The organism is Micromonospora cynarisoli (assembly GCF_030518815.1).
Taxonomy (GTDB): Bacteria; Actinomycetota; Actinomycetes; order Mycobacteriales; family Micromonosporaceae; genus Micromonospora; species Micromonospora wenchangensis.
The window spans coordinates 404,870-427,442 of sequence record NZ_CP130426.1; the positions used below are offsets into that span (position 1 = coordinate 404,870).

A 22,573-nucleotide genomic window follows, 5' to 3' on the forward strand; every position below is an offset into this window, starting at 1 on the left:
CACGATCCGTGTCGTTGTCGATCAGTCGGGGCCTTGATATACCTGACGGGGCCGGCATCGGCGCGCTCGGATTCGTCGACTCCGTCCATGAAGGAGACATGATCGACACGGCTTACCGCGTGCGCCCGCTCGGTGCGGCCGATCCGGAGCGCGTGGGTGACTACCTGCTCGTCGGCCGGCTCGGTGGCGGCGGCATGGGCATGGTCTACCTTGCGGAGAGTGACGACGGCAGTTACGTCGCGATCAAGCTCATCCACCCGTTCCTCGCGACCGACCCCGAGTTCGCCTGCCGCTTCCGCGGCGAGGTCGACCGGGCACGGCGGGTACCGCCGTTCTGCACCGCCGAGTTCCTCCACGCCGACCTCGACCACGACCCGCCGTACCTGGTCGTGGAGTACATCGACGGGCCGAGCCTGAACGAGGTGGTCACCGAACGGGGTCCGCTGCGCGGTGGTGCGCTGCACTCCCTCGCCGTGGGGGTCGCCACCGCGCTGACCGGCATCCACGGCGCGGGCATCATCCACCGTGACCTCAAGCCGGACAACGTCCTGCTCGCACCGGGCAGCCCCAAGGTGATCGACTTCGGCATCGCGCGACCGTTCGAAGCCACCAGCCAGCACACCCGTACCGACGTCATGGTGGGCACGGTGGCCTACATGGCCCCCGAGCGGTTCTCCGGCGAGTCGGAGACCCCCGTCACCGCCGCGGCCGACGTGTTCGCCTGGGGCTGCGTGATCGTCTTCGCCGCCACCGGGAAGACGCCCTTCCACGGCGACTCCCCGTCGGCGACGGCAGCCCGCATCCTCACCCAGCCGCCGCGACTCGACGGCCTACCGGAGCCCCTGCGAACGGCGGTGGGCGCGGCCCTGGCGAAAAACCCGGCCGACCGGCCGACCGCACCGGAACTGCTCGCCATCCTGCTGCGCAGCGAATCCGTCACGCCGGCACCGGCCGGCGACCGGCCACCGCCCACGGGGTCGCCACGGGCGTTCCGCTCGACCCGACGCGGGCGGGCGGTGCTGAGCGCCCTGGTCGTGCTGCCGGTCCTGGCCGGGGTCGGCATCGCCGGCCTGGTCGCCGGCGACACGTCCCGCACCGGCCGCACCGGGTCGCCGTCCCCGTCGCCATCGCCATCGAGCGTGACACCCACGCCGACGGTCACCACCGCACCCACTCCGACCCGGTCCGCCCGGGCCGGTGACGACGACGGGGGCGGAATCCTGCCGACGGGCAGCACCACGACCACACCGGCGGCACGCGCCGCCGTGAACACCTCCCGCCGGAACCTGGCCCTCGGCCGGGAGGTCACCGCCTCCAGCGAGCAGAGCCCGACCCTGGCCGGGGCCAACGCCGTCGACGGTGATCCCGCCACCCGGTGGGGCAGCCAGTACCACAACCCGCAGTGGCTGATCGTGGACCTGGGCTCGCTGTGGCGGATCAGCGAGATCGTGCTGCGCTGGCAACCCACCGCCCGCGCCGTCTTCTTCCGAGTGGACACCTCTGCCGACGGTCGGCAGTGGAAGACGGTGTACAACGGCATCTTCGGCAACGGCGAGGTCGACCGGATCCCCCTCGACGGGGTGACCGGCCGCTTCGTGAAGATGCACGGCACCCAGCAGAGCGGCGAGCGCGGCTACTCCCTGCACGAGATCGAGGTGCGCTGAGCGCCCCGGTGCTCCGCCCGCCCGTCAGCGGCCGGGGACACCCCGTACCCGCCCAGCCGGCGACGGGTCCGGCGCAGATCCCACGCGGCACCGAGCACGGCGTACAGTTCCGCCGCCGCACCGCCGGCCCGGGCCGCCTCGTGCGGACGTCGGCCGGCAGCCAGCAGCACCGCCGCGTCCTCCAGCGCCGCCGCCCGCTCCACCACCCGACCGACCGCACGGTAGTGCCCGGCCGCGGCCAGCGCGGGTTCCGCGTCGCCGGTGAGCAGCGCCCGGCAGCGTAGCGCCGCCGTATACGCCCGCACCGGCCTGACCTCCCTGGCCGCCTCGTCGGCGCAGATGGCCGCCGCCCGCTGCGCCACGTCGCGGCGACCCAGTTCCAGCGCGAGCCGCACGACGCCGGGAAGCCACTGGTGCCGCATCAGCATCGGGGCGTACGCGGGCACCAGCAGCGGGTCGAGCAGGTGCAGGGCCTGCTCCGGACGGCCCTGCCGCTCGGCGACCAGCGCGCGGGCGACCAGCAGGAAGTCGGAGTTCTCCCGCTCCGCCTCGGTGGCCGGCACCAGTTCGGTCGCGTCGAGATGCCCGCCGGCCAGCACCGGGTCGTCGCGGTGGGCGGCGACCAACGCGGCGGCACCGTGCAGCAGCATGGCGGCCGAACCCGGCTCCCGGGTACCCAGCAGGGTGGACCCGAGGGGATCGTCGGTGACCGCTCCGACCACCGTCAACACGTCGTCCCAACGTCCCGACCAGTAGTGCTGCACCGCGGCGGCGACGTGCAGCCCGGACGGCAACCGGTGCCGCAACGCGAACAGCGCCGCCTCCCGCAGCGTCCGCTCCGCCTCCTCCAGCCGGTCCAGGTTCTGCAACGTGAACGCCCGGTTGTCCAACAGGTCCAGGTAGAGGCCGCCGAACGCCGGGTTGTCACGCATGACGTCCAACGCGCGGTCGACGTACTCCAGCGCCCGCTCGTGGTCACGCCGGATGGTGTTCGTCAGCCAGGTGGTCTGGAGGGCGAACGCCGCCTCGTACGGCTGGTTCGCGGCGAGCGCGGCGCGGTGCGCCGCCGCCGCCGTCCGGTCCGCCCGGTCGAGGTCGTCGAGGGGACCCCGACGGAGGCTGGCCCGCAGCATCCGGTGCCGGGTGTGCCAGAGAGTGGGGACGGCGGGATCGGCGAGCGCCTCCTCCACCACCCCGAGCGCCGCCGCCACGTCGCCGTCGCGGTGGGCCATCATGGCGAGCAGGTGCCGCATCTCGGCCCGGTCGGCCGGGTCCGTGGCGAGCCGGACCGCCTCCCGTGCCTGCCCGGGAGCCGCACGCCCGTGCCGGAACTCAAGCCGGACCAGCGCGACCAGCAGGAGTACCCGCTGCCCCGGTTCGGGCCGGTCGGTGCCGAGCACCCGACGCAGCAGCCCGCCGGCGAGCCGGGGCGCCCGACGGGCCAGCTCGACGTGGTGGGTGGTCAGCCAGGAGACCACCCAGCCGTCCACCGCCGAGGTCGCCGCAGCGAGCTGCTCGGCGACCCGCACCACCGGCCGGCCGCCGTCGGCCAGCACCTCGGCGATGTGCCGGTGCAACGCCGAGCGGGCCGGGGCGGGGATGCCCTCGTACAGCATCTGCCGCACCAACCGGTGCCGGAAGGCCAGGTCCGTGCCGGCGTCCACGACGACCCGCGCGGCGAGCGCCTCCTCCAGGCCGGCCACCGGGTCGAGGCCGGGGTGACCGGCCACCGCGCCGACGTCGTCGACCGAGAAGCGGGTACCGAGCAGCGCCGCCGTCCGGAGCACCTCCTGGGTGCCGGAGGTGAGGCCGTCCATCGTGGCGCGGATCATCGCGAGCAACGGCCGGGGAGGATCGATCGCCGTACCGTCGGGAATGTCGGCCACGTCGTCGAGCACCCGCACCACACCCCGCCGCAGCAGGGCCGTGGTCAGCTCGTGCGCGTAGCGGGGGTTGCCCGCCGAGTCGGCCACCACCTCGGCCAGGTTCGGCCCCGGCGGCGCGCCGACCAGACCGGCCACCACCTGCTCCACCACCCCCGTGGGCAACCCGTCCAGGTGGAGCAGGTGACCCTGCCGGACCTGCACGACACGGCGTAGCCGGGACAGTTCCCGGCCACCCGGCTCCAGTCGGGCGGCCGCCACCAGGAGCAGCGGCAGCCGGCGGGTGAGCGCCACCAGACGTTCCCAGAACGGGCCGGCACCGTCACGGTCGACGCCGGGCAGATCGTCGAGCACCAGCACGAGGGGACCGGTGGCGCAGACGGCGCGCACCTCGGCCAACACCCGGTCGGTGACGCTGCCGGCTGCGGCCGCGGCCCCGCCGGGCAGCCCGGCGACGGTCGGGTCACCGGGTTCGACCGCGAGCCCCAACGCCCGCGACGCCGCCGGGAGCGGGCCGTGCTGGTCGGGCTCCGCGCCGGACCCCCAGGCGACCCGGCAGCCCCGCTCGGCCGCCCCGTCGAACGCGGCGCGCAGCAGACTCGTCTTGCCGATGCCCGGCTCACCCTCCACCCACACGGCGGCACCCCGTCCGGCGACGACCGCACCGACCAGTTCCCGCAGCAGGCGCAGCTCCGCCTCACGGCCCGGCAGGTCCACCGCAGGTGACCCGCCGTGCCCCGTCGCCCGCCCCGCGCCGGCACCCGTGCGGCCCGCCGGCTCCCCGTGCGGCTCGCCGGCGACGACCGGGCGCAGCCGGGCGAGGGTGGCACCCGGCTCCACCCCCAACTCGGCCCGCAGGGTGTCCCGGGCGGCCCGCCACGCCGCCGCCGCCTCGGCCCGCCGGCCAGCGCCGTGCAACGCGAGCACCAGCAGTTCGTGCAGGGACTCGCGGAGCGGATGGTCGCGGACCAGCACCGCGAGGTCCGCCACCACGGTGTCGTCACCGATCTCGATGAGCATCCGGGCCCGGGCCTCGGCGGCGGCGAGCCGCCGCTCGGCGAGCCGGTCCCGCGCCGCATCGATCCGGTCACCGGTGAGCCCGGCGTACGCCTCGCCGCGCCACAGCCGCAGCGCCTCGTCGAGCCGGGCCACGGCGGCCGTCCGGTCGCCGGCCGCACGCAACCGCCCGGCCTCGGCGTCGAGTGCCTCGAACTGCGCGCTGTCCAGGTCCTCGGGGTGCAGGCGCAGGGCGTAACCACCCGCACCGGAGGTCAGCGACCCCGGTCCGAGGGCACGACGTAACCCGGAGACGTAGGTGTAGACGCTGCCCGCCGCCGTGCCGGGTGGCGACGGACCCCACACCCCCGCGATCAGCGTGTCCCGCCCGACGTCGCGTCCCACGGCGGCGGCGAGCAGCGCGAAGACCACCCGCTGCCGGGCGGGACCCAACGCAACCTCCCGGTCGCCGCGCCACGCCCGGACCGGCCCGAGGACGGACACCCGCAGCCGGCCCTCCGGTGCGGTCGTCGTCGACCCTTCCGGTTCGGCGTCGGAGGGCGGGGCGTCGCCACCGGTCACGGAGCGTCCCGGGTGCCGCCGACGAGGCCCGAGCGGGACAGCTGCGGTTCGGTCGGGTTGCCCGGCAGGCTCGGCCGGATGCGCCCGAGCAGCGCCCGTAGTTCGTCGATCCACTGCGGACCGATCCGGCGTTCCCGCAGCGCCGTGTGGGCGATCTCCGCCGCGGTCTCGAAGTCACCCCGCCGCTCGTGGCTGTGCGCGGCTGTCCAGCGCATCTCACCCGCAAGCTCCGGATCGGCGGTACGCGCGGCGACCCAACCGGCCTCGGCCGCGGCGTGCTGGCCCGCGCGGAGCAGCAGCCGGGCCAGCCAGGCGGTCAACGTGAGCCGCCGGTCGGGGGCGAGGGCATGCTGCGCGTGCGCCTGGGCGAGCGCCGCGACGGCGATCTGCGGCGAGGCCTCGGCGATCTGTTCGACCTGCCCGGCCAGCCAGCCGGCGGTGCGGTCGTCGAACGGCACCTCCCCGGCGAGCAGCAGCGCCGCCACCCGCTCCGGTGCCGCGCCCACGACGGCGAGCCGCTTCGCGTACTGGCGGGACAGGGCGACCCGGAACGCCGCCGGCGTGCTCTCGTGCAGGACGCGGACGACCACCCGGTGTCGCAGCCGCAACCGGTCCCCGGACGCGAGGACCCCGGCGGCCCGTGCCGGGGCCACGATCCGGCCGAGATCCTCGACACCGTGGTCGGTGGCCGCCGCCAACTCGGCCATCGTGCAGCCCTCCGGCAGCGTGCCAGGCGACCGCACCTCGTACGCGCTGAGGAACGCGACCGCCCGCAGCACCCGGCGGAGCTCCTCCGGGTACGGCGACAGGTGTGCCCCGACCGCCGCGACCAGGCCGGCCGGTGGGAACGGATCGGACCCGTGCCGGGCGAGCTGACGCAGGTAGTCCGGGTGGCCGCCGGCCTGGTCGAGGAGCCGGGCCAGCTCCTGCGGTCCGGGCGGTCGCGGGGCGAGCGCCCGGACCAGCGCGCCCGCCGAGGAGGGGTCCAGCGGACCGAGCGTGACGACCTCGGCGACGGACCACCCGGCCACCGGACCCGCGCCGGAACGCACGGTGCCGACCAGCAGCAGCGGCAGCCCGGCCGCCTGCCCGCTCAGCGTGGCCCAGGCGCGCAGCGTGGTCGGATCGGCCCAGTGCAGGTCGTCGACGGTGAGAACGAGCGGGCCCCCGGCCGTGGCGCGACGGACCAGGTCCACCATCCGGGCCGCGTCGTCGCTCCCCACCCGGTCCGTGTCGTCGCCGCCGGACCCGGCGGCGGTGGCCGGTCGGTCGTCTCCGGCCGGGTCGGCCGCGGCGACCGGCACCCTCGTCGTTGCGGACGTCAGCGCCGCCCCGACGCAGTCACGCAGGACGCCGAGCGGGACGTCCCGGGCACCCTCGTCGCCGACCGCCCAGCCGATGCGGCACCCGTCCGGGACGCTACCCAACGCGGCCGTGAGCAGTGCCGTCCTGCCGATCCCGGCAGGCCCCTCGACCAGGATGCTGCCGCCCCGCCCGCCGACGGCATCGGCCACGCCCCGCCGGAGCCGGCGCAGCGCCGCGTCCCGGCCGAACAGCGGGGTCGCGTCGACCCGGGGCCCGGCCGGGGGGCCACCTCCGGTACGGATCTCCCGCCCGCCGTCCGCCGCACCGTCGCCGCGGGGCCGTCCGCCGTCGCCCGGCGGCACGGACGCGCCCGGCACCGGCGGTACGGCGGCCAGCCTGGCCCGCAGGTCCCCCCGGTGCGGGTAGGCCGCCACCAGGTCGTCCAGGACCCGGGCGGCCTCCTCGTGCCGTCCGCACCCGGTCAGCAGCGCGACGTACCGCTCGGCGGTGGCGAGCCGCAGCTCGGTCAGGCGCAACCGCTGCCCCTCGGCGAACGGCCCGGGAACCCCGGCGAGCGCCTCCCCACGCCACAGCCGGAGGGCCTGCGCCACCGTGTCCACCTCGGCGTCGACGTCCCCTGCGGACCGCTGCCGTCGGGCCGTCAGGCGCAACGACTCGAATCTGAGCACGTCGACGCACTCCGGCGGGAGGTGCAGCTGGTACGTGCCGCCGCCCGAGCTGAACAGCCGCCCCGCCGTCCACCGGTCCCGGGTCGGCTCCAGCATCTGCCGCAGGGTGGAGACGTACGTGTAGATGTTGCCGGTCGCGCTCGACGGCGGGTCCTCGCCCCAGACCGCGCTGACCAACTCGTCACGGGAAACCTGCTGTCCCGGGTGCAGCGCGAGCACGCACAGCACGGCGGTACGGCGTGCCGAGCCGAGCACCAGTTCGGACCCGCCCCGCAGGGCGTGCACCGGACCCAGCAGGCGGAGGTCGAGTCCCGCCTGCTCCGCCGAACCGGCTGCCCCCGGCTCGCCGTCCCGGGTGCCGACGCCGCGCGACTGCCACCGCGGATCTACCACCCCGCCGCCGACGGAATCTCGGTGGATGCCCCACCCGTCCGCTTGCTCCGCACCCGCCGATTGTCCACCATCCACGACGACGCTGCCCAGCCAGGATGGCCGCCGGGCCGCGTCCGGGCGCAGACGCGACGGCGGCGGGCGCGGCAGAGCGGGCAGACCGGGCCGGAGTCCGGGCAGATCCGCCGCCGGCGTCTTCCCCGTCCACCGGGCAGCTGATGCACTCGACAGGTGTCGGCTGACCCGAGCGTCCCGTCGAGTCCGTTCGCCGGCGAGCTGCTGCTCGCCCTCGCCCGCGAGGGGCGGTTCGTGCTGGACCCGGCCCAGGCCGACCAGACCATCGCCGAGCTGGAACGCACCCTCTCCGCGGTCCGGGCCCGGCTGCGCATCCTGCGCATCTGGCAGCACGCGCCGACCCAGCGGATGGACGACATCCCCGACGACCTCGCCCCGGACGTCGTCGACGCCATCTTCGCCGACCAGCTCGCACCCGGCCGGCTGGAGCTGGCCGTGGCCGAACTCCCCAAGTACATCGCGGCGCTGCGTCAGGCCCGGCTGGACTGACCGGACGCCGGCCGGCGGCGGCCCCCGACGGCGGAACCTTCACGGGCCGAGGGCCGCCCGTGAAGACGGCGTGGAGGTTTTCTGAAGGGCCGGTGCGCAGACTTCCACCGCAGCCAGGACACAGGGAGGTTTCGGTGGAAACGGTCAGGCTCGTCCTACAGGCATCCGACCCGTTGAGCTACGCGGGACTGGACAGCTTCCTGCGGTCCTGTCCGGCGATCGAACTGCTGCCCGGCGACGACCGCGCCGACGCCCGGGTGCTGGTGTTCGGCTGCGAGCAGCTGACCGTGGACGTGGTGACGTTGCTGCGCCGCTCGGCGGCCGAGACCGGCCTGCCGGTGGTCCTCGTACTCCGGGAGATCACCGAGAGCGAGTTGCTCACGGCGGTGGAATGCCGGGTGGTGGCCATCCTGCCGCGCGCGGCGGTGACCGCCGAACGGCTCGCCCACAGTGTGCTCGCGGCGGCCAACGGCGGCGGCGTCATGCCACCGAACCTGGTCGGTGAACTGCTCAAGCACATCGAGCGGCTTCAGCGTGAGGTGCTCGCCCCGCACGGCCTGAACGCCTCCGGACTCACCACCCGCGAGGTGGACGTGCTCCGCCTCATGGCCGACGGATGCGACACCGGCGAGATCGCCGGCCGGCTCTGCTACTCCGAGCGGACCGTCAAGAACGTCATCTACGGCGTCACGCACCGGCTCAATCTGCGCAGCCGCTCCCACGCCGTCGCGTACGCGCTGCGCGCCGGCATGATCTGATCCGCGCGGACCCCCGCACGCCATGCGCCACCACGGCCCCCGGGGCAGCGCGGCCGGCCGGGTGAGCGCCCGCCGGCACGCCGTGCGGGACCGGGTGCCGGCCGGCGTGCTCAGGCGGGCAGCAGCCGCTCGCGGTGTTCGGCCACCTCCGCGGCGAGCGTCGGGTCCGCGGCCACGCATGCCCGGAAGTCGGCGTCCGCCTCGGCCTGCCGGCCGGCGTCGGCCAGGGCGAGGGCCCGGTTGAACCGGACCGCCGGATCGTCGTCGAGTTCCAACGCGTGGCCGAGGTCGGCGATGGCCGCCGGCAGGTCACCCAGCTCGTAGTTGGCCACTCCCCGGGCGGCCCAACCGGCGGCGAGCGTCGGATCGGCCGCCACCGCCTTGGTCAGGGTCCGCCGGGCCTGCTCCGGGTCCGTCTCCAACTCCAGTTGCCCACGTACGCAGAGCAGGTGGCCGTTGTCCGGGTCGCGCGCCAGCCCGGTCCGGACGTCGTCCCACGCTCCCTCGGTGTCGCCGAGCGCCTGGCGCAGCCCGGCCCGGTTGATCCGGGCGTCCAGGTGCTCCGGGTCGAGGTCGAGCACCCGGTCGAAGCCGGCCAGGGCCTCGTCCGGAGCGCCGAGTTCCAACAGCACGTCGGCCCGGTTGTAGTACACCTCGGGGAAGGGCGGGGAGAGCCGGGCGGCCCGCCCGTAGCTGTCCAACGCCTCGTCGAGACGGCCCAGCCGGCGCAGCAACGTGCCCCGGTCGAGGTGGTACTCGGCGTGGTTGGGGTCGATCGCGATGACCGTGTCCAGATCGGCCAGCGCCTCCTCCGGCCGGCCCAGCGCGGAGAGCAGTTGCGAGCGGTTGTGGCGCAGCACCGAGCGGTGGAGCAGGTGCTTGTCGTCGCCCAGCGCCGCCTCCATGCTGGCGATGCCCGTGGTGATCAGGTCGAGGGCTTCGGTGAGTTTGCCCTCGTGCATCGCCACCAGCGCCAGCCCGTTGCGGTTGAAGACCAGGTTGGCCGCGCTGTCCTGCGGGTTGGGTGCCAGCCGGGCGAACGCGATCGCCGCGTTGCACCAGGCCCGCGCCTTGCGGTGGTCCCGTTTCCCGGTCTCCAGGTGCCGGGTGTAGATCATGGCGGTGGCGTACGCCGCCTGCATGTGCACCATGCCGCTGTCGGTCTGCGCCCGCGCCTCGTCATAGAGGGCCAACGCCTCCAACGGCCGCTCCAACGCCATCAACGAGGTGGTCATCTTGGTGGTGAACGCCCACCAGTGCTCCACCTGCCCGGACCAGTCGATGACCGCCCGGCCGCGCGCCCCGAAGTCCAACGTGGCATGGTAGAAGCCCAGGTTGACGCAGTGTTCGAGGGCCTCGCGCAGCGCGTCGGCACCTGTCGAGCCGGGCGCGCTGCCCCGTTCCCGGTGCAGGGCGACGGCACCGAGGCGGCACGACCATTCCCCGGTGGCGAGCAGTTCCCCGGCCCGGTCGTCGTGCAGGGCCGCCCGGACCGGCGCCGGCAGTTCCCGGTAGGCGGCCAGCACCGCCGGGTCGTCGTCGACGCAGTCTCCGTCGACGTAGGCCCGGGCGCACGACGTCGGATCGGCCGGTGGTTCGGTCACCGACGGCGACGGATCGCCGTCCACGGGTACCGCGTACCGCTGTAGGGCGGTGCGGATCGGGACGGCGACCGCACCCGGCGGCTCCTCGACCGTGTCGGTGGCCGTCGCCACGCGCAGGTGCAGCAGCCCGGGGTCGATCCGGCGCAGCAGCGTCCCGACGAACTCCCGGTCGGTCGGGTCCGCCTCGTGCAGGTTCTCCACCAGCAGACACCGGGGCCCGTCGTCGAGGTGCCGCAGCCAGGCGTCGAGCAAATCGACCAGCCCGTGCGCGTGACGCAGGGTCCGCATCCGCGAGTAGAACCGGGTGCGTTCGGCAGGCACGGCGAGCGAGGTGAGCGTCTCCCGGGTGGCCGGGACGGACTCCCGCAACTCCGGCGCGACCGAGAGGATCTCGATCTGGTGCCGGGTGACGAGATCCGGCCGCTCCGCCAGCATCGCCGGCACCAGGGCGCGCAGCAGCGTACCGGTGGCGGTGTACGGCCCGCGCAGGAAGCGGTGGGCGTCGAGTTCGGCGAGCACGGGCACGTCGACCCCGGCGGTCAGCAGCCGCTGCCGGTCATGGTGTCGGGCGGCCCTGATCCAGCGGTGGGGGGTCTGGTGCACGGTTCACCTCTCGGAGGGTTACGGGCCGGGGTGCGGTCGGTCCACTTCGGGTGGCGGGGCGTTCAGGCAGGCGTGGCGCGGGCACGGCGTCGGGTGCGCAGCGCCAGGACGCCGACGAAGATCAGCTCAGCTCCGCTGAGGACGAGCACCACGGCGGAGTCGACGAGGTTGCCGGTGCCGTGGCGGCCGTCGAGTTCGGCCACCGCCTCGGCGAAGAAGTGGATGCCCGCCGGCACGACGGCGAAGACCAGGGTGGCCAGGGTGGCGGCGTACCCGCCGACCATCAGCCACGAGTACCAGCGTGCGGTCCGCCGGTCCGTGGGGTGCAGCTGCGCCCACTGCCGGTCCAGACCCGGCCGGCCGGTCAGCCGACGCCACCGGTGCCGCAGCAGCACGCTGGCGCTGCCGTGCAGGTCGACGGTGCCGAGCACCAGCGTGAGCAGGTAGTACAGGTCGGTGCGCAGGTAGAGGAAGAACTGCCAGGCGACGCGGAGCAGCGCGCCGAAGCTCAACGCGAGGCAGAGCCGGGCCAGCAGCGGCAACGAACCGTCCGGCGCACGCAGCGTGGCGGCGGCGAGGGTCAGCAGCGCCATCACGACCAGGTCCGTGCCGATGCCGGCGAGCATCGGCACCCAGCGCTGCCGACGCGGGACGGTGACCAGACCGTCCATGACCGTCTCGAAGACCAGGTACTGCAACCGGTATCCGACGGTCAGCCGGCTGCGTAGCCCCAACCGTCGTCCCGCGAGCGCGTGGGCGGCCTCGTGCAGGGCGATCAGCGGCCACTGGCCGACCGCCAGCACGACCGTGACGACCGTCAGGTAGTCGGTGAAGAAGATGGCCCGGTAGTGCGGGCGCAGGTCGGGTTGCGCCACCGCGGCCACGACGGCGGCCACGATCAGCGCCGCGTAGGCGAGCAGGGCCACCGGGGAGAAGAGGGCCCGGCCCAGCCGCTGCCACCGGACCGGGGCGGAGACCCGGGGGTCGGCCGGCCCGGCGGTGTCGGGCGGGCTGACCAGGCCCAGTTCGGCCAGGTCGGTGAGGAGTTCGGCCAGATCGACCTCCTCGCCGTAGGTGTCGGCGTACCAGGCGGCGGCAGCCCGGGGCGTCATCCCCTCTCCGAGCCGCCGGAGCAGCTCCGCACCGTCGGCGGGCAGCACCACGTACGAGTCGGTGGCGGCGTTGCCCACCACGACACCGTCGCCCTCGGGCAGGAACGACAGGTGTGGCACCTGCACCTGCCGGTCCGGGTCGAACCCCGGTTCCCCGGCCGCAACGGTGACCTGGTCGGTGCCGGCGTGGCCACTCATGGCGTCCTCCTGTGGGTGGTGGCGGTCCGGGCGGGGCGCCGCCCGACCGGAAGGCCGGTCGGGCGACGCGCCACGATCAGAACGGCCAGCAGGAGAAGGGGGCGTACAGGGAGTTCGCGTTGGCGGTCAGTCGGACCGACCCGGCCTTGCGAACGGTGATCTTCTTCATCGGCCGAGCGGGCTTGACGTCCTTGGTGTCCATGGCAGAACCCTCCTCGAATAGGGACGCTCGGTAATGAGCCGATCACAGGCTAGGGGTGGGTGCTCGAAGCGGACTCGAGGCCGGCTGAAGCCGGAGTCGGGGGCCGCAGGACCACCGACCGTGAGCTGGCACAGCGTCGACCGGGTCTGTCGGCATGTTGACACCACCGCCACCCCGCCGGCCGGCACCCGGCCTGACCTCGGCCGACGCCCGCCGGACCCGCCGCCGCGACTGCGCGGCCCGGGGCATGGGCGTGGGACAGTTCTGGTCGTTCGGCCGGCCCACCCGCCGACGACAGTTGACCGCGACGTTCATCAGAATCTGGGGAATCAGAGCATGAGTGCCGACTCGGACTGGGACGACTTCCTGACCACCGACACGCCGATCGGGGACACCACCCTGACCGAGGCGGTGGCGGCGCTGCCGGAGCCGTCGGCATCCATCGTGGAGAGCGAGATCAGCGGCGCGGTCGACGACCAGGACTGGTCGAACTGGCACGCGGACAGCGGTGACGAATGGGCCGACTCCGCGCAGGACTGGGCCGACTACGCAGTGGAGAACGCGGCGGCCGGCAACGTCGAGGTCGCCGAGAGCGCCATGGCACGGGCGGCCGACCACGCGAGCATCGCCGAGAACAACTACACGGTCTCCGACGAGTACTCCGACGCCGTCGCCGACCACGTGGAGACCGCCGCCGCCGAGGTCGACTGGGCCACCAGCGGGACCGACGCCAGCACCTCCTACGACACGACCACCTACGACGCCAGCACGTCGTACGACACCTCGTACGACGCCGGAGGCTACGACACCAGCGTGTCCAGCTTCGACACCAGCATCTCCTACGACGTGGCGGAATGAGCTGGGCCGACACCGGTGGGCCCGGTGCCGTGCCGCCGGCCGTCGCGGCCGGGCTGGAGCCCGGCCGGCTGGCGGCCGGCGTCCAACGTCGGCTCGGTGTCCCGCCGAGCGTGGCCCGCCAGCACCTGCTGCGCAGCGTCCGTGACCTCGCCTTCGACCTGAAGATCGAGCAGCTCAGCCTCCTGGAGGCGGTACGCGGCTCCCGCCTCGGCGGGGTCACCCTCTCGCCGACGCAGGTGCCGGTGCTGCTGCGGGTCACCCTGGAGGCCGACGGCCCCGGGGTCCGGGTGGGTGTGCTGCTGGTCGACCGCTGGCCGGGCAGGCTGGGGCGGAACTGGGGTGTGACCTCGGTGTACGTCGGTCTCTTCGAGTCGGTGCTGAGCACGTTCGATGCCGTGCTCGGCCGGCTCGACCCCACGGCCGCGGCCTCGTTCACCCCGTGGTGGCGGCAGACGGGCCCGGGTGACGTGGCGATGATGCAGCACGCCGCCGGCCTGGCCAACCGGGCGCAGGCGGCGTTCTCCCGGCACGCGGGACGGCTGCTCGACGGCGACGGGCAGGCGCACCGGCAGGCGGTGGTCACCCGTACCGGCGGTGCGACCTTCACCTTCGTGACGGCCGACGCCGTCGCCGAGGTCCCCGCCGAACTGGCCGACGGCATGTTGATGGTCGGCACACTGATCGTCAGCCGACCGGGGGGCATGCCACCGAAGCTGGTCGGGCAGGTGCAGTCGCTGGTGTTCCGGGTCGAGGAACACCTCGCGGCCGGGGGCGTCGACCGGATCACCGTCGAGCCGGCGGACGTGCCGGCGGTCACCTTCCTGCACCAGCAGGCACGGCTGCGCGGCCTGCTGCCGGTACGGACCCTGCGGACCTGCACCACCTGCCGGCTGGAGAAGGTCGCCAACCCGGAGATGGAACGCATGCAGGAGCGCACCCGGCGGACCCGGGACCTGGCCAGCAGCATCGGCGGCCTCGTCACGCCCTACGTGCTCGCCGGCCGGCTGGTGCAGCTCAACAACAAGGGTCCCAAGTTCGCCTGCCCCCGCTGCCAGGGGATGGACGCCGACGAGACGGTGGTGACCTACTGCCGCAAGTGCGGTGACCGCCGCGCCGAGACCGCGCTACGCACCTGCCCGAAGTGCCAGTTCGACTTCCGCGGTCTGATCGGTGCGGAACCGGTCTGGCGGCCCCGGGCCGCCGTGGCGGCGCTCCCGGGACCGCAGCCCGACGGCCACCTGCCACCGACGGCAGGGCCTGCCACCCCACCGGCGACCGCGCCGGGCGGGCCCGGACCGGCCCGGCCCGTCGTCGGCGTCGCGGCCGCGCCCCCGCCGGGCGCCGGTGCTCCACCCGTGGCAGCACACCGTCCGGACGCGCCCATTGCACCTCCGACCCCGGCACGCCAGCCCCCACCGGGCTACCGACCCGACCCGGAGGCGGAGCAGTGGCCCCGGCCACCGGGCTTTCCGCCCTGAGTCGGGCGCGACCCCGGCGTCCACCGTGCGCCCCGAGCCCGGGGCGCACGGTGCGGCGGTGGCCGAAGACGCCGCAGCGCCGGTGGGCGGGGTGACCTGGCGTGGTCAGGGCCGCAGCGGGTGGGCTGTCGGCGTAGGCGGCCAGCGCCACGGCCGCCACCGTCGCCGACGGACCGACAAGCGCATTGTCCCGCACCCGGTCGCGTCCGAGGACCGTTCGGACCGGCCCGGTGGGTACCCGGGGAGACCGGCTGCTGCTAGGCGTCAGGTCGCGGCACCCACCAGTCGCCCAGTACCTCATGGAGGAACAGCAGGACGACGCCGGCCAGGACCGACGCGAAGACGCCGATGCCGAAGCCGAGAACGCCCCGGTCCCGCGGGTACGCCGGACTCCGCGCGGCCACCGCCGCCGCCGACCGTGACCACGGGCGCTCCCGGGCCGTCCAGGCCAGCAGTCCGAGACCGCACGGGGTGAGAAAGATCAGCCAGAACCAGAACCACCGGGTGCCCCGGACCGGCGCCGGGCCGGCGACCACGACGACGAGAGCGACGACGGCGAGGAGGATGCCCGCCCCGCCGACGACGGACACCGGTGCGTGCACGTCACCGGCGCGGTGTTCGAGCCCGGCGGCGCGCAACTCCCGCGCGATGCCGACGGCACCGGCTCCGGAGTAGCTCTCCCGCGCGTCGGCACCGGTGGTGGTCACCTGTCCGAACCGGTCGGTGTCCGTCCAGTGCAGCCGGCCGTCGGGCGTTCTCCACGCGAACAGCGGCCCGTAGCTGCCGGAGGCCCACAGGGTGGCAGAGCCGAACCACAGGGGTGAACGATCCACCTCCCACCGGTCACCCCACTGGTAGGCGGTCACCCGGCCCGCGACCACGTCCGCCCTGGCCCGGTCGTAGTCCTGCTGGCGCGGCGCGGTCCACCACGTCGTCGTGGCCCCGAGCAACCACAGCAGGACCAGGGCGATCCGCAACGCACCCCACCACCGGCCGGGCGGCACGCCGGGCACACCCTGACTCATGAGCGCAGTGTCTCAGCAGCGCGCCAGCAGCCGGCGTCGGTGCCGCGGCGCGACAGCACCCGCTCGTGGCGCCAGCCTGGGCTTTCAACAACCTGTCTGTCACCACGTTGTTGAAAGATCCGGTGGTGCCCGGCCGGGTGGGCCGGGCACCACCGACCGTCCGACCTGGCGGACGCCGGCGCTGGCCGGGGATGGCCGGGCGGGCCACTCCGGTCCCGGGGTCAGCCGGTCGCCGGTCGGCCCGCCGCCGTGGTCACGCGGTGAACTCGCCGACCACGGCGTAGAGACCGGGGCTGGCCTGGGCCAGGGCGGCGGTCCGCCGGGCGTACTCGGCCGCCTCGGGGTCGGCCTGGGTCGCCCTGACGTCGTCGGCGCTGCGCCACCGGGCGACGTTGACCACGCGGGCCCGGTCGAGGCTGGCGAGCAGGGTGACCGAGACGAAGCCGGGCCGCCGGGACACCACCTTCTCGGTGCCCTCGACCAGCAGGTCGATCACCTCCTGCTGCCGGGACGGCTCGACGTCGATGACGTTGACGAACGTGACGGGGTCGGACATCGCTTCTCCTTCGTGCGCGCTCCCCACGGGGGGTGCCGCCACGGCGGGCCGCACCCGACGCCGCGCGGAGCTGCCGGGTGAGCGGGCGGACCGCCCGCTCTGTGAGGTAGACGACGCGGGTCGGCGAACTGTCAGGCGGTGCCCGCCGCGCCGGACGTGATCCGATAGCGGTGGGCGGCGCGCGACGGTCGTTGCGCCGGCCCCGGGGGAGGGAGGAGAAGGTGCCGCAGGACGCCGTGCCGGACCACCCGGGGGTGCCGGACCCGGTGACCCGCGAGCGTGGGGTGCTCCTGGGGCTCAGCTACCGCCTGCTCGGTTCGCTCGCCGACGCCGAGGACGCCGTGCAGGAGACCTACATCCGCTGGCACCGGCTCAGCGACGGGGAACGCGACGCCGTCGCCAACCCTCGCGCCTGGCTGATCAGGACCGCCAGCCGCATCGGGCTCGACATGCTCGGCAGCGCACGGGCCCGCAGGGAGCAGTACGTCGGCGAGTGGCTCCCCGAACCCCTCCCGGCGACCGGCTGGAGCAGCCAGGAAGCCTCGACGGTGGTCGACCCCGCCGACCGGGTGAGCCTGGACGACTCCGTGTCGATGGCCCTGCTGGTGGTGCTGGAGGCGATGACCCCGGCCGAGCGGGTCGCGTTCGTGCTGCACGACGTGTTCCGGTTCACCTACCCCGAGATCGCCGAGGTCGTCGGCCGCACCCCGGCCGCGTGCCGGCAACTCGCCTCGTCGGCGCGGCGTCGGGTCCGTGGGCAACGCCGTACGCCGGTGCGCCCGGCCGAGCACGCCGCGGCCGTGCGGGCGTTCCGGTCCGCCTGGCAGACCGGCGACCTCGCCGCTCTGGTCGACGCGCTCGATCCGGACGCCACCGCGGTCACCGACGGCGGCGGCCTCGTCTCGGCCTCCGCCGTACCGCTGCACGGGCCGCAGGCCATCGCCGGTTTCCTGCTGGGCGTGTGGGGCCGGCAACCCGACCTGGTCGTCGACGAGGCGTCCGTCAACGGCGAGCCGGGTCTGGTCGCCACCGACCGGCACGGCCGTACCCTCGCCGTGCTCGCGTTCGCCGTGTCCGGCGCCGGTCGGGTCGGGCAGCTGTGGGTGGTCCGCAACCCCCGCAAGCTCGAACGGTGGCGGCACGTTCCCGCCGGCCGGGGCCGCTGACCGACGCCCCGGGCCGGCGTGGGGGGGACGGTGGCGTCGACACCACCCCTGCGGCATCTCGACCGGCACCCGCGCCGACCGGGGCGTGGCCGGACCACGAGGGATCGTTCGGCCGGCCGGTCCGGGCCCGCCGTCAGGCCGGCTCGGGCACGCCCCCCGGATCGCCGTCGTCGGGCATCGGCTCGACCGGTGCCTCCGGCAGCTCGCCGGGCGTGTCGGGAAGAAGCTCGCCGACGTCGTCCGGCACCGGCTCGGCAGGGTCGAGGGGCGGGTACACGTCCGGGTCGAGGTCAAGATTTGTCATCGGGCAATTATCTGGCACGAGGGTCGGGCGCGCCTGTCGGCAGCGGCCGTGCCGGCGTCGTCGCGGTCCGCCCGGCAGCGGTCGGCACGGGTGGTGCCCGGTGGCCCGGGGGAGTCCCGGGCCACCGGGTGAGGTCACCTGGCGCCGGTGAGGGCGACCAGAGCGTTGGCGGTCTGGAAGTACGGGTTGCGGCCGAGGTCGCCGACGGTGGTGATGCCGAAGGCTTCCTTGAGCAGCTTGGCGTCGCCGTCGCTGACGCCGGCGAGGGCGGACACCGGGGCATCGACGATCTCGGTGAGGGTCTTGTCCTGGTATGCCTTGTCGACCAGCTTGGTGAGGTCGGCGCTTGCGGGCATGCACACTCCTTGACTACTGATCGGAAATTCCGACCATATACGGACGAACAACAGGAATTAGATCATGACTTCCCTGCCCAATCCACAGTGGACCGGGCGGGGGATCAGGCGTCCTCGTCGCCGCCCTCGTCCTCGTCGTCGAAGATCTCGTCGGCGATCATGCCGCCGGCGAAGCCGAGCGCCGCGCCACCGACCACACCGGCGGCGACCGCACCCATGCCGGGCCCGTCGTGGTCGTGGCGCTCCTCCTTGTGGTGGCCGCCGGGATGCCCGTACCCCGCATGCCCGTAAGCGGGCTGCCCGTAGCCGGGTGCGCCGTAGCCGGGCGGCGGGGGTGGCGGGGGCGGGTAGCCGGGAGTCCCGTAGGCCGGGGCGGGCGGGGCATAGCCGTAGCCGGCGTGCGGAGCCTGCCGGCCGTCGACGGCCTGCCGGAGCCAGCCGTCGACCTGCGCCGTCCAGTCGCCGTGCGCGTCGCCGTGGGCGACGTGGTGGCGGCCGTACGAGTCGTGTCCACCGGTGAACAGCCCACCGTGCTTGTCCAACTCCAGCACGACGTCCACGCCGTGCTCGTTGGCGACGAAGGTCAGCTCGACCTCGTTGACGGCGTGGGCGTACTGCGGCGCCGCGTAGTACTCGATCTCCTGGTAGAACGGCAGCGTCTGGTGCAGCCCCGAGAGGTGGCCCCGTTCGAGGTCGGCAGCCTTCAACGGGAAACCGAGCCGGCCGAACGCCTCCAGGACGCGCTCCTGGGCGGGCAACGGGTGCACGTACACCGGGTCGAGGTCGCCCTTGTCGACCGCACCCCGGACGGCCACCTCGGTACGCAGTCCCATCGTCATGCCGGGCAGGTGCTGGCCGTTCAGCTCGGTCACCGGGGTCTCCCACGGCACCGCCACCTGGAACGGCAGGCTGAGCTGCTGCCCCTCGCGCAGGAACAGGCCACCGGCGACCGGCACCCGGTGGAACTCCACGAGCGCGTCGTACTCCTCCTCCGCGCCCTCCATCTCCACCCGGGTGACCAGGCCGACGGTTATCTGGTCGATCTCCACGTCGTGGCTGCCGCCGGTCAGGTTCACCTGCCCGGTCAGCGTCAGCCCCGGGCGGGTGCTCGGATTGGACAGGACCGTGTCGACGCTGGGGCCGCCCACCCCGAACGCACCCAGCATCTTCTTGAACACCACGAACATCTCCCTCGACGGCCGTCGGGCCCGCGATGGCCACGGACCCGACAGAACGTGCACAAAAATCGTTGTCCGACAACGACTTCAGCGGCATCCACTGTGGAAGCCGCTGCGTCGGCAAGCTACCAACGCAACCTGAACGGTGGCTGAGTGAAGCGGGCCCGTGACCGCCACCGTCGGTCACCTCCCGCCGGTGCGGCGTCCACCCCCCGGCCGGACCGGCTTCCGGGCCACGCAGCGCGCGTGACGGTCGATGTCTGTACCGTGTGGACAGACGGCCGGCGGCCGACCTCATGGCCCCGCACCGGGGTCGCGGTGCGGTGCGGGAGTGGAAAATATCCGACTATAGTGGCGGCGGTCACGTCACTGTGGTGGTGGGAGAGGGCGGCGATGGAACGGCCGGAGTGGGCGCCAGCGGATGTCGATCTCAGCCGGCCGAGCGTGGCGCGCGCCTACGACTACTGGCTCGGCGGCTCGCACAACTTCGAGGTCGACCGGGAGTTCGCCCGCCAGGCGATGGCGGCGGTGCCCGGTCTCCGCCTGGTCGCGCGGGCGAACCGGGAGTTCCTGCACCGCGCGGTGCGGTTCATGCTCGACGCGGGCGTCCGGCAGTTCCTCGACATCGGGTCCGGCATCCCGACCGTCGGCAACGTGCACGAGATCGCCCAGCAGATCGACCCGGACGCCCGGGTGGTCTACGTGGACATCGACCCGGTGGCGGTGACGCACAGCACGCACATCCTCGCCGGCCAGCCCAACGCCGTGGCCCTGCTCGAAGACCTCCGCCACCCGGAGGCCATCCTGGAGCATCCGGAGACCCGCCGGCTGCTGGATCTCGACCGTCCCGTCGGCCTGCTGCTCGTCTCGGTGGTGCACGCGGTCCCCGACCACGACGACCCGTACGGCCTGATCAAGCGACTGTGGACGGCCCTGGCCCCCGGCAGTTGCGTGGCCATCAGTCACGTCACCACCGACAGCCGACCGGACGAGATGGGCGAGGGCACCCGGCTCAGCGGCCGGACGAACACGCCTGTCACCGCCCGCACCCGGGCCCAGGTGGAGGACTTCTTCGCCGGCCTCGAACTGGTGGAACCCGGCGTGGTGTGGTCACCGCTGTGGCGTCCCGAGTCACCGGCCGAGGTCGGCGAGCACCCGGAGCAGATGAGCTTCTACGTCGGAGTCGGACGCCGCAGGTGAGCGATCGGCCCGACGCCGACGGAATCGACGACCGGCACCGGCCGGGCGTCGAGGAGTTCGTCACGGCGTGGGCCACCGCCCTGCACCGGGCCCACTACGTGCCGATCAGCGCCCAGCAGCGGCACCGGATCGTCAGCGCACTGGCCGACCGGCTGGTCACCGCCGTCCTCGCCGACCCGGTACGGCCCGGCGACGGTCAGCGCATCGGTGCCGATCTGGTGGCGGCCGGCTTCGGCTCGCCGGAGGCGCTCGGCGGGACGATCGCGGTCATCGGCGCACGGCTGCCCGCCGCGCTGGCCGTCGCCGCCGACCCCGCCCGCGCCACCCGGCTCAACGGCCTGCTGGCGGATCTCGCGGCGGGCTTCGCGTCCGCCGCACACGACCGCAGCCTGCGGGAACAGGACACGGTCCGGCTGGCCGCGCTGGCCGCCCGCACCCAGGCCGAGGAGGCGTTGCGGGTCAGCGAGGCCCGGTTCCGCCGTTTCGCCACCCACGACCAGCTGACCGGCCTGCCCAACCTGACCCGGTTCACCGAGGAACTGGGACGACTCTGCTCCGCCGCCGTGCCGGTCGACCGGGTCGGGGTCTGCTGCCTCGACGTCGACGACTTCGCGGCCGTCAACGACGTCCTCGGACACCAGGTGGGCGACCTGCTACTGCGCGAGATCGCCCACCGGCTCGCCGCCCTCACCGACCCGCGGATCGACCTGGTGGCACGGCTGGACAGCGACCGGTTCGCGATCCTGGTCCGCGACACCACCTGCGCCGAGGACGCCATCAAGATCGCCGACCGGGCCCTGGCCACGCTCGCGACCCCGTTCCGCGTCAACGGCACCGAAGTGCCCCTGACGGCGAGCGCGGGGGTGGCCGAGGGCACCGTCGCCGCCGACGGTGCCACCCTGATGCGGGACAGCGAGATCGCGCTGCACTGGGCCAAAGCCGACGGAAAGGCCACCCTGCGCCGCTTCGACCAGGACCGCAGCGCCGCCGACGCGGCACGCTACCGGCTGTCGGCGGCCATGCCGGCGGCGCTGCACCGTGGCGAGTTCACCGCCGCCTACCAACCCATCGCCGCGTTGCGCTCCGGACGGCTGGCCGGCGTGGAGGCCCTGGCCCGTTGGCAGCACCCCCAACTCGGCCTGCTGACCGCCGCCCGGTTCATCGACCTCGCCGAACACACCGGCCTCGTGGTGGCGCTCGGCCGCCACCTGCTGGAGCAGGCGTGCCGGCAGGCCAGCCGGTGGCAGCTCGTCCAACCCGGGCTGTACGTCAGCGTGAACGTGTCGGTACGCCAGCTGCGCCAGAACGGACTGGCCGGGGAGGTGGCACAGATCCTCGACCGGACGGGCCTGCCGCCCCACCTGCTCCAGCTGGAGGTCACCGAACAGGCCGTGATCGACCTGACCGGCGTGGTGACGGAATCCCTGGCGGCGCTGATGGCCCTCGGCGTCCGGATCGTCATCGACGACTTCGGCATCGGCTACGCGAACCTGGCCAACCTCCGCTCCCTCCCGCTGCACGGCCTCAAGCTCGATGCCAGCCTGACCCGTCCCTCGGCGCAGCCGGTCCGGCGGCCGGGGGCCCGGCGTCCCGGCACCGACGACGACTTCCTGCGCACCGTCGTGTCCCTCGGGCACCGGCTCGGCCTGGTGGTGACCGCCGAGGGCATCGAAACCGCCCAGCAGTCCCACCGGCTGACCGCGACCGGCTGCGACAACGGGCAGGGCTGGCACTTCGGCCGTCCGGTGCCGCCCGACGAGATCACCGCCAGCATCGTCGCGCAGCGCGACCACGACGCGGCGTCCCGGGACACCACCCTGCCGGCGTTCCCGGCCCAACCGCGCTGACCTGCGTCGCGCTCACCGTGGCCGCACGGCGGCCCACCGAGCCGCCGCTGGCGGG

Annotated in this window: 19 protein-coding genes; 9 read left to right on the forward strand and 10 right to left on the reverse strand. The window is 74.2% G+C overall.

Translation table 11 applies throughout. The annotated features are described in order from the left end of the window. The first annotated feature begins 98 nt into the window (after positions 1-98). Entirely contained in the window at positions 99-1,664 is a 1,566-nt protein-coding gene (locus Q2K16_RS01355) for a serine/threonine protein kinase (RefSeq protein ID WP_302743095.1), read from the forward strand. On the opposite strand, the gene Q2K16_RS01360 is transcribed toward Q2K16_RS01355, so the two are convergent. Further along, positions 1,634-5,125 (reverse strand): ATP-binding protein, encoded by a 3,492-nt coding sequence (locus Q2K16_RS01360; RefSeq protein WP_302743097.1) that lies wholly within the window; start codon positions 5,123-5,125, stop codon positions 1,634-1,636. The genes Q2K16_RS01355 and Q2K16_RS01360 overlap by 31 nt on opposite strands. Then, positions 5,122-7,512, reverse strand: a complete 2,391-nt coding sequence (locus Q2K16_RS01365; protein WP_302743099.1) for an ATP-binding protein — start codon at positions 7,510-7,512, stop codon at positions 5,122-5,124. The genes Q2K16_RS01360 and Q2K16_RS01365 overlap by 4 nt, the downstream gene beginning before the upstream one ends. Before the next feature lie 228 nt (positions 7,513-7,740). On the opposite strand from Q2K16_RS01365, the gene Q2K16_RS01370 reads away from it, so the two are divergent. Continuing rightward, positions 7,741-8,073, forward strand: coding sequence for a hypothetical protein (locus Q2K16_RS01370; protein ID WP_302743100.1), 333 nt, complete (start codon positions 7,741-7,743; stop codon positions 8,071-8,073). Between the two features lie 134 nt (positions 8,074-8,207). Next, entirely contained in the window at positions 8,208-8,831 is a 624-nt protein-coding gene (locus Q2K16_RS01375; protein ID WP_302743102.1) for a helix-turn-helix transcriptional regulator, read from the forward strand. 110 nt (positions 8,832-8,941) lie between these two features. Here Q2K16_RS01375 and Q2K16_RS01380 read toward each other — a convergent pair whose 3' ends face one another. From Q2K16_RS01380 to Q2K16_RS01390, 3 genes are all read right to left on the reverse strand, one after another. Further along, positions 8,942-11,038 (reverse strand): tetratricopeptide repeat protein, encoded by a 2,097-nt coding sequence (locus Q2K16_RS01380; protein WP_302743104.1) that lies wholly within the window; start codon positions 11,036-11,038, stop codon positions 8,942-8,944. Positions 11,039-11,100: 62 nt separating this feature from the next. Beyond that, positions 11,101-12,348 (reverse strand): hypothetical protein, encoded by a 1,248-nt coding sequence (locus Q2K16_RS01385; RefSeq protein ID WP_302743105.1) that lies wholly within the window; start codon positions 12,346-12,348, stop codon positions 11,101-11,103. Positions 12,349-12,424: 76 nt separating this feature from the next. Continuing rightward, positions 12,425-12,550 carry a hypothetical protein gene (locus tag Q2K16_RS01390; RefSeq protein WP_255470019.1) on the reverse strand — a complete coding sequence of 42 codons (126 nt, stop codon included), beginning with the start codon at positions 12,548-12,550 and terminating at the stop codon, positions 12,425-12,427. Positions 12,551-12,704: 154 nt separating this feature from the next. Between Q2K16_RS01390 and Q2K16_RS01395 the strand changes: the two genes are divergently transcribed. From Q2K16_RS01395 to Q2K16_RS01405, 3 genes are read left to right on the forward strand one after another with little or no spacing between them, the layout of a single operon-like run. After that, on the forward strand, positions 12,705-12,890 hold the full coding sequence (locus Q2K16_RS01395; protein ID WP_302743106.1) for a hypothetical protein: 186 nt from the start codon (positions 12,705-12,707) through the stop codon (positions 12,888-12,890). Beyond that, a complete protein-coding gene (locus Q2K16_RS01400; RefSeq protein WP_302743107.1) occupies positions 12,887-13,408 on the forward strand; it encodes a hypothetical protein in 522 nt (173 codons plus the stop codon). Before Q2K16_RS01395 ends, Q2K16_RS01400 begins: the two co-directional genes overlap by 4 nt. Further along, positions 13,405-14,886 carry a hypothetical protein gene (locus tag Q2K16_RS01405; RefSeq protein WP_302743109.1) on the forward strand — a complete coding sequence of 494 codons (1,482 nt, stop codon included), beginning with the start codon at positions 13,405-13,407 and terminating at the stop codon, positions 14,884-14,886. The genes Q2K16_RS01400 and Q2K16_RS01405 overlap by 4 nt, the downstream gene beginning before the upstream one ends. A gap of 257 nt (positions 14,887-15,143) precedes the next feature. On the opposite strand, the gene Q2K16_RS01410 is transcribed toward Q2K16_RS01405, so the two are convergent. Both Q2K16_RS01410 and Q2K16_RS01415 read right to left on the reverse strand, forming a co-directional pair. Next, complete coding sequence (locus Q2K16_RS01410; RefSeq protein ID WP_302743111.1) at positions 15,144-15,911, reverse strand: hypothetical protein; 768 nt, start codon at positions 15,909-15,911, stop codon at positions 15,144-15,146. Positions 15,912-16,164: 253 nt separating this feature from the next. Further along, entirely contained in the window at positions 16,165-16,467 is a 303-nt protein-coding gene (locus tag Q2K16_RS01415) for an antibiotic biosynthesis monooxygenase family protein (protein WP_302743112.1), read from the reverse strand. Positions 16,468-16,688: 221 nt separating this feature from the next. On the opposite strand from Q2K16_RS01415, the gene sigJ reads away from it, so the two are divergent. Beyond that, positions 16,689-17,633 carry an RNA polymerase sigma factor SigJ gene (sigJ, locus tag Q2K16_RS01420; RefSeq protein WP_302743113.1) on the forward strand — a complete coding sequence of 315 codons (945 nt, stop codon included), beginning with the start codon at positions 16,689-16,691 and terminating at the stop codon, positions 17,631-17,633. Positions 17,634-17,766: 133 nt separating this feature from the next. Here sigJ and Q2K16_RS01425 read toward each other — a convergent pair whose 3' ends face one another. The 3 genes from Q2K16_RS01425 to Q2K16_RS01435 form a co-directional block, all read right to left on the reverse strand. Next, a complete protein-coding gene (locus Q2K16_RS01425) occupies positions 17,767-17,937 on the reverse strand; it encodes a hypothetical protein (protein WP_302743114.1) in 171 nt (56 codons plus the stop codon). A gap of 134 nt (positions 17,938-18,071) precedes the next feature. Beyond that, the gene (locus Q2K16_RS01430) at positions 18,072-18,293 is read right to left on the reverse strand and encodes a hypothetical protein (protein ID WP_302743115.1); all 222 of its coding nucleotides are present in this window, start codon (positions 18,291-18,293) and stop codon (positions 18,072-18,074) included. Positions 18,294-18,397: 104 nt separating this feature from the next. Next, complete coding sequence (locus Q2K16_RS01435) at positions 18,398-19,474, reverse strand: sporulation protein (protein ID WP_302743117.1); 1,077 nt, start codon at positions 19,472-19,474, stop codon at positions 18,398-18,400. 390 nt (positions 19,475-19,864) lie between these two features. On the opposite strand from Q2K16_RS01435, the gene Q2K16_RS01440 reads away from it, so the two are divergent. Both Q2K16_RS01440 and Q2K16_RS01445 read left to right on the forward strand, forming a co-directional pair. Beyond that, on the forward strand, positions 19,865-20,671 hold the full coding sequence (locus Q2K16_RS01440) for an SAM-dependent methyltransferase (RefSeq protein WP_302743119.1): 807 nt from the start codon (positions 19,865-19,867) through the stop codon (positions 20,669-20,671). Further along, positions 20,668-22,518: a putative bifunctional diguanylate cyclase/phosphodiesterase gene (locus tag Q2K16_RS01445; protein WP_302743121.1), complete on the forward strand. Its 1,851-nt coding sequence runs from the start codon at positions 20,668-20,670 to the stop codon at positions 22,516-22,518. The genes Q2K16_RS01440 and Q2K16_RS01445 overlap by 4 nt, the downstream gene beginning before the upstream one ends. The last annotated feature ends 55 nt before the right edge of the window (positions 22,519-22,573 follow it).